The organism is Proteus sp. TJ1640 (genome assembly GCF_003144445.1).
GTDB classification, from domain to species: Bacteria; Pseudomonadota; Gammaproteobacteria; order Enterobacterales; family Enterobacteriaceae; genus Proteus; species Proteus penneri.
In genome coordinates this window covers 279,180-295,095 of record NZ_PENY01000010.1, presented here as the reverse complement: position 1 = coordinate 295,095, position 15,916 = coordinate 279,180, and the positions used below count along the sequence as shown (strand labels likewise).

Genomic DNA, 15,916 nt, shown 5'->3' with positions numbered 1-15,916 from the left:
TTTATTACATTATGGGGTGAATTAGACTAAAAAATCGAAAATTTATTATAATCCACAGTTAAATTCTTTTTTTAATACCAACATCCCATTTTAGTAGTTGGCTATTTCATTTTTTTTCGATTAAAAATAATACTTAAATCAGTTTTCAGATTAAATTGATTGGAATATATTATTTATCCAGTAATAATTATAAAAATATATTATTAAAATACTCTATTTATTATTGGTGAATTATGAAAAAGATTGTCTTGGCAACGGTACTTGCATCGTTATTTTTCGGTAGCGCTGCAATGGCAGAGAGCAAAACCGCTTTCTCTTTACCTGCAATTGAAAAAAGTGCTGAAGGTGGAAACGCTGCATCCCAGTATCAATTGGGCGTAAAATATGAGAACGGAGAAGGTGTTGAACAAGATGCACAAAAAGCGCTGGAATGGTATATCAAAGCTGCTGAGCAAGGTCACGCTGAAGCACAGTTAAATTTAGCACTTATGTATGACATGAGTGATGATATTGATCGTGATGCAGAAAAAGCAGTCTATTGGTATAACAAAGCGGCTGTTCAAGGTGTCTCTTTAGCCCAATATAATCTTGCTGTTTCTTACGATGATGGTGATGGTGTAGAACAAGACCACGAGAAAGCCGTGTATTGGTATACTAAAGCCGGTGAGCAAGGTGATAGTGATGCACAATACAATCTCGGTATCTCTTATGATGAAGGTATCGGTGTAGCGCAAGATCATGAAAAAGCGGTTGTCTGGTATACAAAAGCAGCAGAGCAAGGCCACTCTGATGCGCAATATAATCTTGCTGTCTCTTATGATGACGGTGAAGGTGTAGAGCGTAACGGCACTAAAGCTGTTTTCTGGTATACCAAAGCAGCAAATCAAGGTAATCGTGATGCGCAAAATAACTTAGGCGTAATGTACGATGAAGGCGACGGTGTTGCTAAAGATGCACGTAAAGCGGTTGAATGGTATAGAAAATCAGCTATTCAAGGTAATGGTTTGGCACAAAACAATCTAGCTTTAAACTATTACTACGGTAAAGGCGTTAAACGTGATTTGAAAGAAGCTTACGCATGGTTCGCTGTTGCTGTTGAAAATGGTGATGGTGATGAAGCTATGCTAAAACGTACTGCTCGTGCATTAAATGCAGCACAATTAGCTGAAGCGAAAAAATTAGCAGCTTCTTATATTGCTAAATATATTGATGAGTAATATATAATTAATATTATTCAAGATGAAAGAGAGGGAGCTTATGCTCCCTTTTTTATTTTAGTTAAAGCCGAATAAAAATAGATTGTTATCATTTCTTTATTATTTATTCTCAATAATCAAATATTAAATATCAGTAATATATTGAGATTCTTTTTAATACTCTTGTGTTCTCATGGTAATATCTGCGCGCAAGTTAGACGGTGATTGATTAATTGAGGTTTGATATGAACGAATTACGCATAGGGTTAGTTTCTGTTTCTGATCGCGCATCCAGTGGGATTTATGAAGATAAAGGCTTACCCGCTTTAGAAGCTTGGCTAAAAGCTGCATTAATAACGCCTTTTCATATCGAATCCCGCTTAATTCCTGATGAACAACTTATGATTGAGCAAACATTGTGTGAGCTAGTTGATGAAGCTGGTTGTCATTTAGTGTTAACAACAGGGGGAACGGGACCTGCTCGCCGTGATGTTACGCCTGATGCCACATTAGCAATTGCCGATAGAGAAATGCCAGGTTTTGGTGAGCAGATGCGTCAAATTAGTTTGAAGTTTGTACCTACCGCTATTTTATCTCGCCAAGTTGGTGTTATCCGTAATCAAGCGTTAATTCTAAATCTACCAGGCCAACCTAAAGCCATTGCAGAAACGTTAGAAGGATTAAAAGATAACGAGGGTAATGTGATTGTTAGCGGTATTTTTGCCAGTGTGCCGTACTGTATTCAATTGCTTGATGGCCCTTATGTCGAAACTAATGAAGCTATAGTTGCTGCGTTTAGGCCTAAATCAGCCCGCCGTTCTACTTCAGCGTAAATAATTTAAGAGGTTATTTTTGTCGTCAACTTCTGACTAGGAAACGTGCTAGCTAAGTTGGAATAACACAAAAGTAACCTTATATTTATTTGATATTTTTATTGTTGAAGTTGAAAAACCTTGTTTTTCAAATAATTACAAGCCTTTTTAAAGGCTGATCTTAAAAATAATTTCAGATAAGTCATAGTATTATTTGCATTTAATATAACCTATTGAAAAATAATAATTTTTAATTCCCTCCTTATTATCAAACACAAATTTTTCGCATTTTTTGCATTTTTTTTCATAATTCCCCTTGATGAATGTATTTATGACCCCATCTTCTTTTCAACTGCAATTACCACTATTGAGTTGCGTTGATTTTATATCCGCTTTGAGATGATGTTGTTAAGTCTATTAATTTGTGACTTGAAAAATGAATATTCATCCGCATATAGATTGGTAGTCAAATTGATAAAGAATTCTCTTTGGAGGCGTTTAAATGGGTAAAATTATTGGTATTGACCTGGGTACAACTAACTCTTGTGTTGCTGTAATGGACGGCAAAAATGCCCGGGTTATTGAAAACGCTGAAGGTGATCGCACAACGCCTTCAATCGTTGCTTATGCACAAGATGGTGAAATCTTAGTTGGTCAACCTGCAAAACGTCAGGCTGTCACTAATCCACAAAATACTTTATTTGCCATCAAGCGTTTAATTGGTCGTCGTTTTGAAGATGCTGAAGTTCAGCGTGACGTTGCTATCATGCCTTACAAAATCGTAAAAGCTGATAACGGTGATGCTTGGATTGAAGCGCGTAACGAAAAAATGGCTCCACCACAAGTTTCTGCTGAAGTCCTGAAAAAAATGAAGAAAACAGCAGAAGACTATTTAGGTGAAGCAGTTACTGAGGCAGTAATTACCGTTCCTGCTTACTTTAACGATGCTCAACGTCAAGCAACTAAAGATGCGGGCCGTATCGCAGGTCTTGAAGTTAAACGTATTATTAACGAACCAACAGCGGCTGCTCTGGCTTATGGCTTAGATCGTGAAGTGGGTAACCGTACTATCGCAGTTTATGACTTAGGTGGTGGTACATTCGATATCTCTATCATCGAAATCGATGAAGTTGATGGCGAAAAAACCTATGAGGTTCTGTCAACCAATGGTGATACCCACTTAGGTGGTGAAGACTTCGATAGCCGTTTAATAAACTACTTAGTTGATGAATTTAAGAAAGAACAAGGCATTGATCTGCGCAATGATCCATTAGCAATGCAACGTCTGAAAGAAGCAGCAGAAAAAGCGAAAATCGAATTATCTTCTGCACAACAAACAGATGTTAACTTGCCATATGTCACAGCGGATGCAACAGGCCCTAAACACTTAAATATCAAAGTAACTCGTGCAAAACTAGAATCTTTAGTTGAAGATTTAGTTAAACGTTCAATGGAACCAGTACGTGTAGCATTAGAAGATGCTGGCCTGAAAGTAAGTGAAGTTAACGACGTTATTCTGGTTGGCGGTCAAACTCGTATGCCAATGGTTCAGAAAACTGTTGCTGATTTCTTTGGTAAAGAGCCACGTAAAGACGTTAACCCTGATGAAGCGGTTGCAATGGGTGCTGCTGTTCAAGGCGGTGTATTAGCGGGTGATGTTAAAGACGTTCTGTTACTTGACGTAACTCCACTGTCTTTAGGTATCGAAACAATGGGTGGTGTAATGACTTCCCTGATTGCGAAAAATACCACAATCCCAACTAAACATAGCCAAGTGTTCTCTACCGCAGAAGATAACCAATCTGCTGTAACTATTCACGTATTACAAGGTGAACGTAAACGTGCTAGTGATAACAAATCACTGGGTCAATTTAACTTAGATGGTATTCAGGCTGCGCCACGCGGTATGCCACAAATCGAAGTGACTTTTGATATCGATGCTGATGGTATCTTGCATGTATCAGCGAAAGATAAAAATAGTGGTCGTGAGCAAAACATCACAATCAAAGCATCTTCTGGTTTAAATGAAGATGAAATCCAAAAAATGGTTCGTGATGCAGAAGCAAACGCAGAAGCTGACCGTAAGTTTGAAGAATTAGTACAGACTCGTAACCAAGCAGACCAATTAGTTCACGGTACACGTAAACAAATTGAAGAAGCGGGTGATAAATTACCAGCGAATGATAAAGAAGCTATCGAAAAAGCGGTAAGCGAGCTAGAAATTGCTTCTAAAGGCGAAGATAAAGACGCTATTGAAGCAAAAATTAAAGCATTAGTTGAAGCTTCTGAAAAACTGCTAGAAATCGCACAACAACAAGCTCAAGCAGGCGCAGCAGGTAATGCCGCAGATGCGGATGCAAGTGCGAAGAAAGATGATGATGTTGTCGATGCAGAATTTGAAGAAGTTGACGGCAAAGACAAGAAATAATGCCCTTAACGGGCCACGGTAACTCACTGTGAATAGTTACTGATACCGAACACGGGCGTCGAGGAAACTCAACGCCCGTGTGCTTATGTCAAGGGTAATCTAGAATGGCAAAAAGAGATTTTTACGAAGTTCTCGGTTTAAGCAAAAACGCCGATGAAAAAGAAATTAAACGTGCATATAAGCGTTTAGCAATGAAATATCACCCAGACCGAAATCAAGGTGATAAAGAGTCAGAAATAAAATTTAAAGAAATCAAAGAAGCCTATGAGATCTTAAGTGATGCTCAAAAGCGTGCTGCTTATGATCAATATGGTCATGCTGCATTTGAACAAGGTGGATTTGGTGGGCAAGGCGGCGGTGGCTTCGGTGGCGGAGCTGACTTCGGTGACATCTTTGGCGATGTATTTGGCGATATTTTTGGTGGTGGTCGCCGTCAACAACGCGCAGCGCGTGGTTCTGACTTACAATACAACATGGATCTAACCCTTGAAGAAGCGGTTCGTGGTGTTACTAAAGAAATTCGTATACCTACACTAGAAACATGTGACAAATGTCATGGTAGCGGTGCTAAAGAAGGTACATCAGCAGAAACCTGTTCTACTTGTCATGGCGCTGGTCAGGTTCATTTACGTCAAGGTTTCTTCACTGTACAGCAAGCATGCCCAACTTGTCATGGTCGCGGTAAAGTGATTAAAGAGCCTTGCTCTAAATGTCATGGTGATGGTCGTGTCGAACGCTCTAAAACACTGTCTGTCAAAATTCCGGCCGGTGTTGATACTGGCGACCGTATTCGCTTAAGTGGTGAAGGTGAAGCTGGTGAAAACGGTGCACCTGCAGGTGATTTATACGTACAGGTTCATGTTCGCCAACATCATATTTTTGAACGTGATGGCAATAATCTTTACTGTGAAGTCCCTATTAACTTCGCCATTGCTGCTTTAGGTGGTGAGATTGAAGTCCCAACACTTGATGGCCGTGTGAAACTTAAAATTCCAGCAGAAACACAAACTGGTAAAATGTTCCGCATGAAAGGTAAAGGTGTTAAATCAGTACGTAGTAGTAGTATTGGTGATTTGATGTGCCGTGTTGTGGTTGAAACACCTGTTAAACTCAATGAGAAACAAAAAGAGTTAATACAACAATTGGGTGAATCATTCGGCGGAAAGAGTGGTGAAAAAAATACCCCTCGTTCTAAAAGTTTCTTAGATGGTGTGAAAAAATTCTTTGATGATTTAACCAAATAATTTTTCCTATCACCTTCAAAAAGGTCTGATGATAAATCCTATCATCAGGCCTTTTTATTTAATGATGTTTAATATTATCCCATTTTGATAGCAACAATACCCGCTAAAATCACTAAACACGCCAATAGTTGTTTACGGTTAAATTGCTCTTTTAACAGATAGACAGATAAGATCATGGCAAATAATACACTGGTTTCTCTTAAAGCAGCCACAAGTACGATAGATGCATGACTCATTGCCCATATCACAATTCCATAGCTTACCAATTGCATAAGCCCACCTAAAAATGCGGGTTTCCAATAATCCTTTATTTTGGTTTTTAAATGCTGGCGATAACGGAGCCAAGCAAGTAAATACATTGCGATGCCATTTAAAAAGAAGAGCCATAAAATATAAGCAAATGGTGTTTCACCTACACGAGAGCCATTCCCATCAGATAAAGTATAACTTGCGGTAAATAATGCGGTCAGCAGAGCAAAAAAGAGTGCATCTTTACGTAAGTTAAATGCAGCTATTTTCCTACTGCGTGAGATAAGGATAATACCCAAAATGATAAGTAAAATGCCTAGTAAGCCAGCGATTGGTAGTGTTTCATGAAAGAGAAAAAATCCAAGAAAAGCGGTCATTAATGGCGCACTACCTCGAGAGATAGGATAGACCTGATTAAAATCAGCCAAGGTATAACAACGGCTTAAAGAGAGTGTGTAACCCACATGAAATAAAACAGAAAGAGCAAGCCATTTCCATGCACCAACATCAGGGAGTCCAACCCAAAATAGGGCGGGTAATGTTACAACACCAGAAAAAAAAGTCAGTAGCGAGATCCCTAGAAATCGATCATTGCCTACTTTAACTAATGCATTCCAACATGCATGAAAGATAGCAGCAAATAAAACAGCAATAAAAACAGTAATCGACATATTGATAGAAACCTTAATAAAAAAAGGGTAATTTTTAATAAAACAATAGCACAATAGTCAAACAGTAAATATGCGACTACTTCTTTTTATCTTCTGAGCTGGTTCAAAGGTGAAGAATAGAAGTTTTCTTTATTCAGTAATAAAAATTGATATGTTTGATCTATTTTATCAATTGGTATGATTTATCAAAAAAGATACTTGTTTTTACTTAATTACAAAAAATGTCATTTATATTCAATGTCTTATTTTTAGTATTCTTAATTCTTGTTGTTTTTGTTTTATTGAAAAATTATGTTGATGAATTGATACTATTCATCTTATTTTTCTTACTATTTCTTTTTCAGTTCGAATAATTCGAGTTATTATCCATAAATAATCTGTTTTTTACGAATTCATAATTAGCATATTATTAACAAGATTAGTGATTTCGAGGTTAATATTATGACGGCAATTATTAGACAATTTTTGAGATTAGAGGCGTCAGGCGGTATTCTTCTGATTATTGCTGCTATTATCGCATTGATTATGGCGAATACACCTCTAAGTGCTTTGTATAATGAGTTTTTATCTATTCCTATTATGATCAAATTCGGCGCGTTCGAACTTGATAAGCCATTATTGCTTTGGGTAAATGATGCATTAATGGCGATCTTTTTCTTAGTGGTAGGACTGGAAGTTAAACGCGAATTAAAAGAAGGTTCTTTGGCTCAACGTGATAGAGCCATTTTCCCAGCAATAGCTGCAATGGGGGGAATGTTAGCACCGGCATTGGTTTATTTGATGTTTAATCATACTGATGCCATTGGACAGCAAGGATGGGCAATTCCAGCAGCAACAGATATTGCTTTTGCTTTAGGTGTTATGGCGTTACTTGGCAAGCGTGTCCCTGTTGAGTTAAAAGTATTCTTATTAGCATTAGCTATCATTGATGACTTAGGCGTTATTGTGATTATTGCGCTCTTTTATTCAAAGAGTATTGCGCTAATTCCTCTCGCTTTGGCTGGTTTGATAGTGATTACTCTGGGCATAATGAACTGGCGTAAAGTGGGTAATACGGCTGCTTATTTAATTCTTGGGTTCATCTTGTGGGTGTGTATTTTAAAATCAGGTATTCATGCAACGATTGCTGGTGTGATTGTTGGATTTCTCATCCCGTTAAGAAATAAAGAAGGTGATTCTCCTTCTGAAGAATTAGAGCATGTATTACATCCTTGGGTTGCCTATTTTATTTTACCGCTATTTGCATTTAGTAACGCAGGGGTTTCTTTAAATGGCGTAACCTTTGATGGCATATTATCAGCTTTACCGTTGGGTATTGCGTTAGGTCTATTTTTAGGTAAGCCGATTGGAATTTTCCTCTTTAGTTGGGTTTCGGTAAAACTAGGCATTGCAAAATTACCAGATGCGATTAACCTTAAACAAATATTTGCAGTATCTGTGCTATGTGGTATCGGTTTTACTATGTCTATCTTTATTGCTGGATTAGCATTTGATGGCGCGGATGAAGCTTATAATACCTACTCTAAGCTTGGTATTTTAGTGGGTTCAACAGTAGCCGCTGTTGTGGGATATTTGTTACTTCGTTCTGTTTTACCGAAGTTAAAAACGAAATCAATATAAGGAAACTTATTACGGATTTGAGTTTCTCAACACAATAAATACCGAGCTATAATATTTAAACCTACGGTGCAATACAGTGTATTGTGCCGTAGGTGTTTTTATGAGGATTGGATGCAAGGAAAGCCAATCGCAAACTAATGCGTTATTACATAGTCTGTGTTTGAAACACAGAAGTTGAAAGGAAGATAACTATGCGGGTGTCACATCTCAATTTTAATCATCTTTATTATTTTTGGCATGTGTGTAAAGAAGGCTCTGTTGTCGGTGCGGCGCAAGCGTTGTATCTGACACCTCAGACAATTACAGGGCAAATTAAAGCATTAGAAGAAAGATTGGGTGGCAAGTTATTTAAACGCCAAGGAAGGGGGGTTGTTCCTTCAGAATTGGGTCAGCTCATTTTTCGTTATGCCGATAAAATGTTTATGCTCAGCCAAGAAATGCTGGATATCGTCAACTACAGTCGCGAATCGAATTTACTGTTTGATGTCGGTGTTGCGGATGCATTATCAAAACAATTAGTCAGTCGCGTATTAGAAACGGCTGTAATTGATAATGAGCAAATCCATCTGCGTTGTTTTGAATCTACTCATGAACTGTTATTAGAGCAATTAAGTCAGCATAAACTGGATATGATCTTATCCGATTGTCCTGTGGATTCGTCGCAACAAGAAGGTCTGTTCTCTGTAAAACTTGGCGAATGTAATATGAGTTTTTTTTGTAGCCACCCTCTTCCCGAAAAACCGTTTCCTGAATGCTTAGAAGAGCGAAAACTCCTCATTCCGGGACGTCGATATATGCTAGGTCGTCATTTATTAACATGGATACGTAATAAAAACCTTCAAGTGGAAATATTGGGTGAGTTTGATGATGCGGCATTAATGAAAGCATTCGGCTTAAATTATAATGCTATCTTTGTAGCGCCTTCGCTGTATACCGATGAAACTTTTGCTCATAGTAATATTGAAGAAATTGGGATGCTTGATACGGTAAAAGAAGAGTACTACGCAATTTTTGCAGAGCGAATGATCCAACATCCCGCGGTTCAACGTGTTTGTAATACTGATTTCTCAGAACTTTTTAATGGAGATAAAAAGCGAGTTGCAAATCCATAAATGGGTTGCGGTGAAAAAGTAGAAAACAAAAAAACCGGCATGAGCCGGTTTTTTTATAACACAAGAAAGCAATATTACATTGCTTTGATTTGTGCTTGCAGATTAGCTTTATGACGTGCAGCTTTATTCTTGTGAATTAAGCCTTTAGTTGCCTGACGGTCAACAATTGGTTGCATGTCATTAAATGCTTTTTGTGCTGCTTCTTTATCACCTGAAGCAACTGCTGCGTATACTTTTTTAATGTAAGTACGCATCATAGAACGACGGCTTGCGTTGTGCTGACGACGCTTTTCAGACTGAACCGCACGTTTCTTAGCTGATTTGATATTAGCCAAGTTCCAACTCCCAAATATATTCTAGCGAGGACAAATACAAAGGTGAAGGAATATGCCTTTTCAACCTAAGTTTGTCAATGGATTTATACAAAATTAGCGTCGTTGTACGCGACACTTGTTTCGTTGTGATGGCGCAAGATTTTATCAGTTAAGACGGGTAGAATACAGTCTTTTGAGTGAAAAAATCATCAAAATCGTGTATATGAGTAATAAATAATAGATTCTAATAGGATCTACGGTTGATTTTATGCGATTTTATAACCAAGAAGTGAGTGATAGTCCATTTTTGTTTAATGTGAGTAGTCACATTTAAGAATAATAGTGAATCGACTTGTCGAGATATTACTCATCAATAAACATTGATATATTGGGTTACTCTCAAGCCTTTGACAAGGTATAATCCAATAATTTCCACGGTATTGAGCCAGTTATGGAGCTAATTCGCGGTATACAGAATATTAGAGCGCTACATCATGGTTGCGTTCTGACAATTGGGAATTTTGATGGTGTCCATCGAGGCCATCAGGCATTATTGAAACACTTGAAGCAAGAAGCCTCACAGCGAGGGTTACCCACGGTTGTGATGACATTTGAGCCTCAACCGCTTGAGTTTTTTTTACCAGAAAAAGCACCAGCACGTCTGACTCGTTTACGAGATAAGATAAAGTATTTGGCTGAATGCGGTATTGACTACCTTTTGTGTGTCAAATTTGATAAACAATTTGCGGCACAAACCCCAGAGGAATTTGTTTCATCACTATTGGTGAATAAGTTAGGGGTGAAATTTCTTGCTATTGGCGATGACTTTCGCTTTGGCAAAAACCGTGAAGGTGATTTTCACTTCTTACAACAAGCTGGTGAAAGGTATGGATTTGAAGTCGCAAGTACAGAAAGTTATTGCGATAAAGGATTACGTATCAGTAGCACTGCGGTAAGAGAAGCGTTACTCAATGATGATTTAGTTCTTGCTGAATCACTACTAGGTCATCCTTATAGTGTCTGTGGACGTGTTGTTCATGGTAATGAATTGGGTAGAACCATTGGTTTTCCGACAGCCAATATTCCTATGAAACGCTTAGTTGCACCCGTTAAAGGCGTTTATGCCGTTGATGTCTATTTATCAGATAATCAATCACCTTTACCTGGTGTGGCAAATATCGGAAGTCGTCCTACTGTAAAAGGGAAGGGCGTACAATTAGAAGTTCATTTAATCGACGTTAATATGGATTTATATGGACGTCGTATTGATGTTGTGTTACGAAAGAAATTACGTAATGAACAGCGATTTGCATCACTGGATGCATTAAAGCAGCAAATCGCAGATGATGTGGCTACTGCTAGGGATTTTTTATCGCAGCGGTCGGAGTCATAAACTAGCGGAAAATTGGAACTGAGAATCGAATGAGTGACTATAAAAATACCCTGAACTTACCAGAAACAGGGTTCCCTATGCGCGGGGATTTAGCAAAGCGCGAGCCAGAGATGTTATCACGTTGGTACAAAGAAGGTTTGTATCAAGCAATTCGTCAGGCTAAAAGTGGTAAGAAAACATTTATTTTGCACGATGGCCCTCCATACGCTAACGGCAATATTCATATTGGTCACTCAGTAAACAAAATTCTCAAAGATATTATTATTAAATCCAAAGGGCTGTCAGGCTTTGATTCTCCGTATATTCCAGGATGGGATTGTCACGGATTACCTATTGAACTAAAAGTTGAACAAATCGTAGGTAAACCAGGAGAGAAAATATCTGCAGCGCAATTCCGCGAGGAATGCCGTAAATACGCTTACGAGCAAATTGAAGCACAGAAAAAAGATTTTATTCGTTTAGGTGTTCTAGGAGATTGGGAAAAGCCTTATCTTACAATGGACTACAAAACGGAAGCGAATACTATCCGTGCGTTAGCGCGCATTATCGCAAATGGTCACCTGTTAAAAGGGGCTAAACCTGTTCACTGGTGTACTGCATGTGGTTCATCACTGGCAGAAGCCGAAGTTGAATATTACGATAAAACTTCACCTTCGATTGATGTGCGTTTCACTGCCGTTGATCCAAACGCAGTTGCTGCAAAATTCCATGCAACAACAGATAAGCCTATTTCTTTGGTTATCTGGACAACAACGCCTTGGACGTTACCCGCTAACCGTGCTATCGCCTTAAATGCAGAATTTAATTATGCCTTAGTCTCTTTTGACGACGAGTGTGTGATTTTAGCCTCCGACCTTGTTGAAGGTGTAATGAAGCGTATTGGCGTAACAAGCTGGACTGTTTTAGGCGAATGTAAAGGTGCTGATTTAGAGCTATTGCGATTTAATCATCCATTTATGGGCTTTGATGTACCTGCAATTTTAGGTGATCACGTTACTTTAGAGGCGGGTACAGGTGCTGTTCATACTGCACCAGGCCACGGCCCTGATGACTTCGTTATTGGTCAAAAATACGGTTTAGAAGTCGCAAATCCAGTTGGCCCAAATGGTTGTTACTTAACCGGTACTTATCCAACATTAGATGGCGTTTTTGTTTTTAAAGCGAATGATGTCATCGTTGAATTGCTAAAAGAAAAAGGCGCTCTGTTACATCACGAAGCGTTGCAGCACAGTTATCCTTGCTGTTGGAGACATAAAACGCCGGTTATTTTCCGTGCTACACCGCAATGGTTTATTGGCATGGATAAAAACGGTTTACGTCAGCAATCATTAAAAGAGATCAAAAGTGTTAAATGGATCCCTGATTGGGGTCAAGCACGTATTGAATCAATGGTTGAAAACCGTCCTGATTGGTGTATTTCTCGTCAACGTACTTGGGGTACGCCAATGTCTCTGTTTGTTCATAAAGAGACACAAGAGCCACATCCACGTACTTTAGAGTTGATGGAAGAAGTGGCAAAACGTGTTGAAGTGAGTGGCATTCAAGCGTGGTGGGATTTAGATATCCGTGAAGTGTTGGGTGATGACGCTGACGATTACATGAAAACGCCAGATACACTGGACGTATGGTTTGATTCAGGATCAACACACTCAACAGTTGTTGATGCTCGCCCAGAATACCATGGCAATTCAGCTGATATGTATTTAGAAGGCTCTGACCAACATCGTGGTTGGTTTATGTCGTCACTGATGATCTCGACGGCAATCAAAGGTAAAGCGCCTTATCGTGAAGTGTTAACACACGGTTTTACCGTAGATGGACAAGGTCGTAAAATGTCTAAATCTATCGGTAACACAGTAAGTCCACAAGATGTGATGGATAAACTGGGTGCTGATATCTTACGTCTATGGGTTGCTTCAACAGATTATACTGGTGAAATTGCCGTATCTGATGAAATCTTAAAACGTTCTGCGGATACTTATCGCCGTATTCGTAATACTGCGCGCTTCTTCTTAGCTAACTTAAACGGTTTTGATCCTGCTAAACATCAAGTTAAGCCAGAAGAGATGGTAACACTTGACCGTTGGGCTGTAGGCCGTGCGAAAGCAGCACAAGCTGATATTCTAAAACACTATGAAAATTACGATTTCCATAATGTTATTCAGCGCTTAATGCAGTTCTGTTCAGTGGAAATGGGGTCTTTCTACTTAGATATCATCAAAGACAGACAGTACACTGCGAAAAGCGATAGTGTTGCTCGTCGTAGTTGCCAAACTGCGTTATTCCATATCTGTGAAGCATTAGTTCGTTGGATGGCGCCCGTTATGTCGTTTACCGCAGATGAGATCTGGAATGAGTTACCAGGTGAACGTGCAAAATATGTCTTAACGGAAGAATGGTATACCGATTTATTTGGCTTAGATGCGTCAGAAACCTTAAATGATGACTACTGGGCTGAATTACTTGCTGTTCGTGGTGAAGTCAACAAAGTATTAGAGCAAGCTCGCACAGATAAACAACTGCGTGGCTCTTTAGAAGCATCAGTAACACTGTATGCAGATAAAGCTTTAGCCGATAAGTTAAATGCGTTAGGTAACGAACTGCGTTTTGTTTTATTAACGTCTCAAGCGAAAGTGGTAGATATTAATAAAGCACCAGAAACGGCATTAGCTTCTGATATGGCGGGTTTAAAAATCGCCTTTAACAAAGCAGATGGCGAAAAATGTCCTCGTTGCTGGCATTATGCGACAGATATCGGTCAAGTAGCGGAACACGCTGAATTATGCGGACGCTGTGTTACTAACGTAGCCGGTAACGGTGAAGAACGTAAGTTTGCTTAATTAATGAAGAAAACACTTTGCTCTACAGGTTTACGCTGGCTATGGCTAGCCGTCGCTGTAGTGGTGTTGGATTTAGGAACGAAACAGTATTTCATGCAGACATTTCGTCTGTATGAATCTGTTGCTGTGATGCCTTTTTTCAACTTCACTTACGCCCATAACTATGGTGCAGCCTTTAGCTTTTTAGCAGATAAAGGGGGATGGCAACGTTGGTTTTTTGCACTGATTGCATTGGCAATCTGCATTACTTTATTAGTAATGATGTATAAAAATAAAGCGAGTGCCAAACTAAGTAACGTTGCTTATGCGCTCATTATTGGCGGAGCATTGGGTAATCTTTCTGATCGTCTGATCCATGGGTTTGTCATCGACTTTCTTGATGTTTATGTCGGAGATTGGCATTGGCCTACCTTTAATATTGCTGATATGGGGATTTGTATCGGTGCTGGACTTATTATTATTGAGAGCTTTTTCCCTGATAAAAATGTCAGTCCACAAGATACAAAACAGCAAAAGTAATCAGATAAGAAGTTAACTAAAATAACCCCTGCCTTATGGCGGGGGTTACGCTTAATAAGAAGGTATTAGTATGGTTATGCAGGTACTCAACGACAGCGCAGTGTTGCTGAATTTCACTTTAAAGTTAGCAGATGGCTCTGTTGCTGAATCTACACAAGCGCATGGTAAACCCGCTCTTTTTCGTTTAGGTGATGAAAGTTTATCACCAGCCTTAGAAGCTGAATTATTGGGATTATCTACGGGAGATAAAAAAACCTTTACGCTTGCGGGTGAGCATCTTTTTGGTAAATACAATCCTGACTTGATCCAATACTTTATGCCTTCTGACTTTGCAGAGTCTGGTGTGCCTGAGGCTGGCACTATTATGCTATTTACAGCAATGAATGGCAGTGAAATGCCAGGCATTGTAAGAGATGTCACTGAAGATTCCGTAACAGTTGACTTTAATCATCCGTTAGCGTCAGAAGAAGTGACATTTGATATTGAAGTTGTCTGTATCAATCCGGAGGAGGAAACAACACATGCAAATACTGCTGGCTAACCCACGAGGCTTTTGTGCTGGTGTTGACCGAGCTATCAGCATTGTTGATCGCGCTCTGGAAATCTATGGCGCGCCTATTTATGTTCGCCACGAGGTTGTTCATAACCGCTATGTCGTTAACGACTTACGTGAACGTGGTGCTATCTTTATTGAAGAAATTTCAGAAGTACCCGATAACGCGATTTTAATTTTTTCGGCTCATGGTGTTTCTCAAGCTATTCGGCAAGAAGCTCGCTCACGTAATTTAACAATGCTTTATGATGCAACTTGCCCATTGGTGACTAAAGTTCATATGGAAGTGGCTAGAGCTAGCCGTAAAGGTAAAGAAGCAATTTTAATAGGTCATGCAGGACACCCTGAAGTTGAAGGTACCATGGGGCAATACAGTAACCCTGAAGGGGGAATGTATTTGGTTGAGTCGCCTGCTGATGTTTGGAAATTAGAAGTAAAAGATGAAGATAATCTTTGCTTTATGACTCAAACAACACTTTCTGTAGATGATACATCTGAAGTGATCGATGCTTTAAATGCACGCTTCCCTAAAATTATTGGGCCTCGTAAGGATGATATCTGTTACGCAACAACCAATCGTCAAGAAGCGGCAAGAGAGCTTGCTGAAAAAGCGGACGTTGTTTTTGTTGTTGGCTCTAAAAACTCATCAAACTCAAATCGCTTAGCGGAGCTTGCACAGCGAGCGGGTAAGCCTTCTTATCTTATCGATAGCTTTGAAGATATTGATGAATCATGGGTCGCTAATGCAAATATTGTTGGTGTTACAGCAGGCGCTTCAGCGCCTGATATTTTAGTTCAACAAGTATTAGAACGTTTAAAAACCTTCGGTGCTGATGATGTGGTCGAATTATCAGGGCGTGAAGAAAATATTGTTTTTGAAGTCCCTAAAGAGCTTCGTCTCGATTATAAAGTTATTGAATAATATCACTTAAATGTGATGGTGAATTTAAAAAGCAGAGTGAATA

Annotated in this window: 13 protein-coding genes; 11 read left to right on the top strand and 2 right to left on the bottom strand. The window is 39.1% G+C overall.

Translation table 11 applies throughout. The features are described 5' to 3' along the window. Positions 1–233: 233 nt before the first annotated feature. The 4 genes from DK861_RS04250 (at position 234) to dnaJ (ending at position 5,680) form a co-directional block, all read left to right on the top strand. Positions 234–1,217 (top strand): SEL1-like repeat protein, encoded by a 984-nt coding sequence (locus tag DK861_RS04250; protein ID WP_109399332.1) that lies wholly within the window; start codon positions 234–236, stop codon positions 1,215–1,217. A gap of 224 nt (positions 1,218–1,441) precedes the next feature. After that, positions 1,442–2,029, top strand: coding sequence for a molybdopterin adenylyltransferase (gene mog / locus DK861_RS04245; protein WP_006535239.1), 588 nt, complete (start codon positions 1,442–1,444; stop codon positions 2,027–2,029). Between the two features lie 481 nt (positions 2,030–2,510). After that, positions 2,511–4,436 carry a molecular chaperone DnaK gene (gene dnaK, locus DK861_RS04240; RefSeq protein WP_109397101.1) on the top strand — a complete coding sequence of 642 codons (1,926 nt, stop codon included), beginning with the start codon at positions 2,511–2,513 and terminating at the stop codon, positions 4,434–4,436. Positions 4,437–4,540: 104 nt separating this feature from the next. Then, positions 4,541–5,680: a molecular chaperone DnaJ gene (gene dnaJ / locus DK861_RS04235; protein WP_109399331.1), complete on the top strand. Its 1,140-nt coding sequence runs from the start codon at positions 4,541–4,543 to the stop codon at positions 5,678–5,680. Between the two features lie 74 nt (positions 5,681–5,754). Here the strand turns inward: dnaJ and DK861_RS04230 are convergent, their stop codons facing one another. Then, positions 5,755–6,600 (bottom strand): DMT family transporter, encoded by an 846-nt coding sequence (locus tag DK861_RS04230; RefSeq protein WP_109399330.1) that lies wholly within the window; start codon positions 6,598–6,600, stop codon positions 5,755–5,757. Positions 6,601–7,041: 441 nt separating this feature from the next. Between DK861_RS04230 and nhaA the strand changes: the two genes are divergently transcribed. Together nhaA and nhaR are read left to right on the top strand one after the other, a co-directional pair. After that, positions 7,042–8,220 carry a Na+/H+ antiporter NhaA gene (nhaA, locus tag DK861_RS04225; RefSeq protein WP_006535229.1) on the top strand — a complete coding sequence of 393 codons (1,179 nt, stop codon included), beginning with the start codon at positions 7,042–7,044 and terminating at the stop codon, positions 8,218–8,220. A 191-nt stretch (positions 8,221–8,411) separates the two neighbouring features. Next, positions 8,412–9,332 (top strand): transcriptional activator NhaR, encoded by a 921-nt coding sequence (gene nhaR, locus DK861_RS04220; protein WP_109399329.1) that lies wholly within the window; start codon positions 8,412–8,414, stop codon positions 9,330–9,332. A gap of 74 nt (positions 9,333–9,406) precedes the next feature. Here the strand turns inward: nhaR and rpsT are convergent, their stop codons facing one another. Next, positions 9,407–9,667 carry a 30S ribosomal protein S20 gene (gene rpsT / locus DK861_RS04215; protein WP_004248964.1) on the bottom strand — a complete coding sequence of 87 codons (261 nt, stop codon included), beginning with the start codon at positions 9,665–9,667 and terminating at the stop codon, positions 9,407–9,409. Positions 9,668–10,097: 430 nt separating this feature from the next. Here rpsT and ribF point away from each other — a divergent pair, with 430 nt between their 5' ends. The 5 genes from ribF to ispH all read left to right on the top strand — a co-directional run bounded on the left by ribF (position 10,098) and on the right by ispH (position 15,873). Then, complete coding sequence (gene ribF, locus DK861_RS04205; RefSeq protein ID WP_072063723.1) at positions 10,098–11,039, top strand: bifunctional riboflavin kinase/FAD synthetase; 942 nt, start codon at positions 10,098–10,100, stop codon at positions 11,037–11,039. 29 nt (positions 11,040–11,068) lie between these two features. Then, complete coding sequence (ileS, locus tag DK861_RS04200; protein ID WP_109399328.1) at positions 11,069–13,879, top strand: isoleucine--tRNA ligase; 2,811 nt, start codon at positions 11,069–11,071, stop codon at positions 13,877–13,879. Between the two features lie 3 nt (positions 13,880–13,882). After that, on the top strand, positions 13,883–14,398 hold the full coding sequence (lspA, locus tag DK861_RS04195; RefSeq protein WP_109399327.1) for a signal peptidase II: 516 nt from the start codon (positions 13,883–13,885) through the stop codon (positions 14,396–14,398). A 70-nt stretch (positions 14,399–14,468) separates the two neighbouring features. Beyond that, a complete protein-coding gene (gene fkpB, locus DK861_RS04190; protein WP_006535221.1) occupies positions 14,469–14,939 on the top strand; it encodes an FKBP-type peptidyl-prolyl cis-trans isomerase in 471 nt (156 codons plus the stop codon). Further along, complete coding sequence (gene ispH / locus DK861_RS04185) at positions 14,920–15,873, top strand: 4-hydroxy-3-methylbut-2-enyl diphosphate reductase (protein WP_109399326.1); 954 nt, start codon at positions 14,920–14,922, stop codon at positions 15,871–15,873. Before fkpB ends, ispH begins: the two co-directional genes overlap by 20 nt. Positions 15,874–15,916: the final 43 nt, after the last annotated feature.

Excerpts from the sequence above, each read along its gene's own strand:
- dnaK (WP_109397101.1), top strand. The coding sequence starts at position 2,511 with ATGGGTAAAATTATTGGTATTGACCTGGGTACAACTAACTCTTGTGTT.
- nhaR (WP_109399329.1), top strand. The coding sequence starts at position 8,412 with ATGCGGGTGTCACATCTCAATTTTAATCATCTTTATTATTTTTGGCAT.
- nhaA (WP_006535229.1), top strand. The coding sequence starts at position 7,042 with ATGACGGCAATTATTAGACAATTTTTGAGATTAGAGGCGTCAGGCGGT.
- ribF (WP_072063723.1), top strand. The coding sequence starts at position 10,098 with ATGGAGCTAATTCGCGGTATACAGAATATTAGAGCGCTACATCATGGT.
- DK861_RS04250 (WP_109399332.1), top strand. The coding sequence starts at position 234 with ATGAAAAAGATTGTCTTGGCAACGGTACTTGCATCGTTATTTTTCGGT.
- dnaJ (WP_109399331.1), top strand. The coding sequence starts at position 4,541 with ATGGCAAAAAGAGATTTTTACGAAGTTCTCGGTTTAAGCAAAAACGCC.
- lspA (WP_109399327.1), top strand. The coding sequence starts at position 13,883 with ATGAAGAAAACACTTTGCTCTACAGGTTTACGCTGGCTATGGCTAGCC.
- DK861_RS04230 (WP_109399330.1), bottom strand. The coding sequence starts at position 6,600 with ATGTCGATTACTGTTTTTATTGCTGTTTTATTTGCTGCTATCTTTCAT.
- ispH (WP_109399326.1), top strand. The coding sequence starts at position 14,920 with ATGCAAATACTGCTGGCTAACCCACGAGGCTTTTGTGCTGGTGTTGAC.
- ileS (WP_109399328.1), top strand. The coding sequence starts at position 11,069 with ATGAGTGACTATAAAAATACCCTGAACTTACCAGAAACAGGGTTCCCT.
- mog (WP_006535239.1), top strand. The coding sequence starts at position 1,442 with ATGAACGAATTACGCATAGGGTTAGTTTCTGTTTCTGATCGCGCATCC.
- fkpB (WP_006535221.1), top strand. The coding sequence starts at position 14,469 with ATGGTTATGCAGGTACTCAACGACAGCGCAGTGTTGCTGAATTTCACT.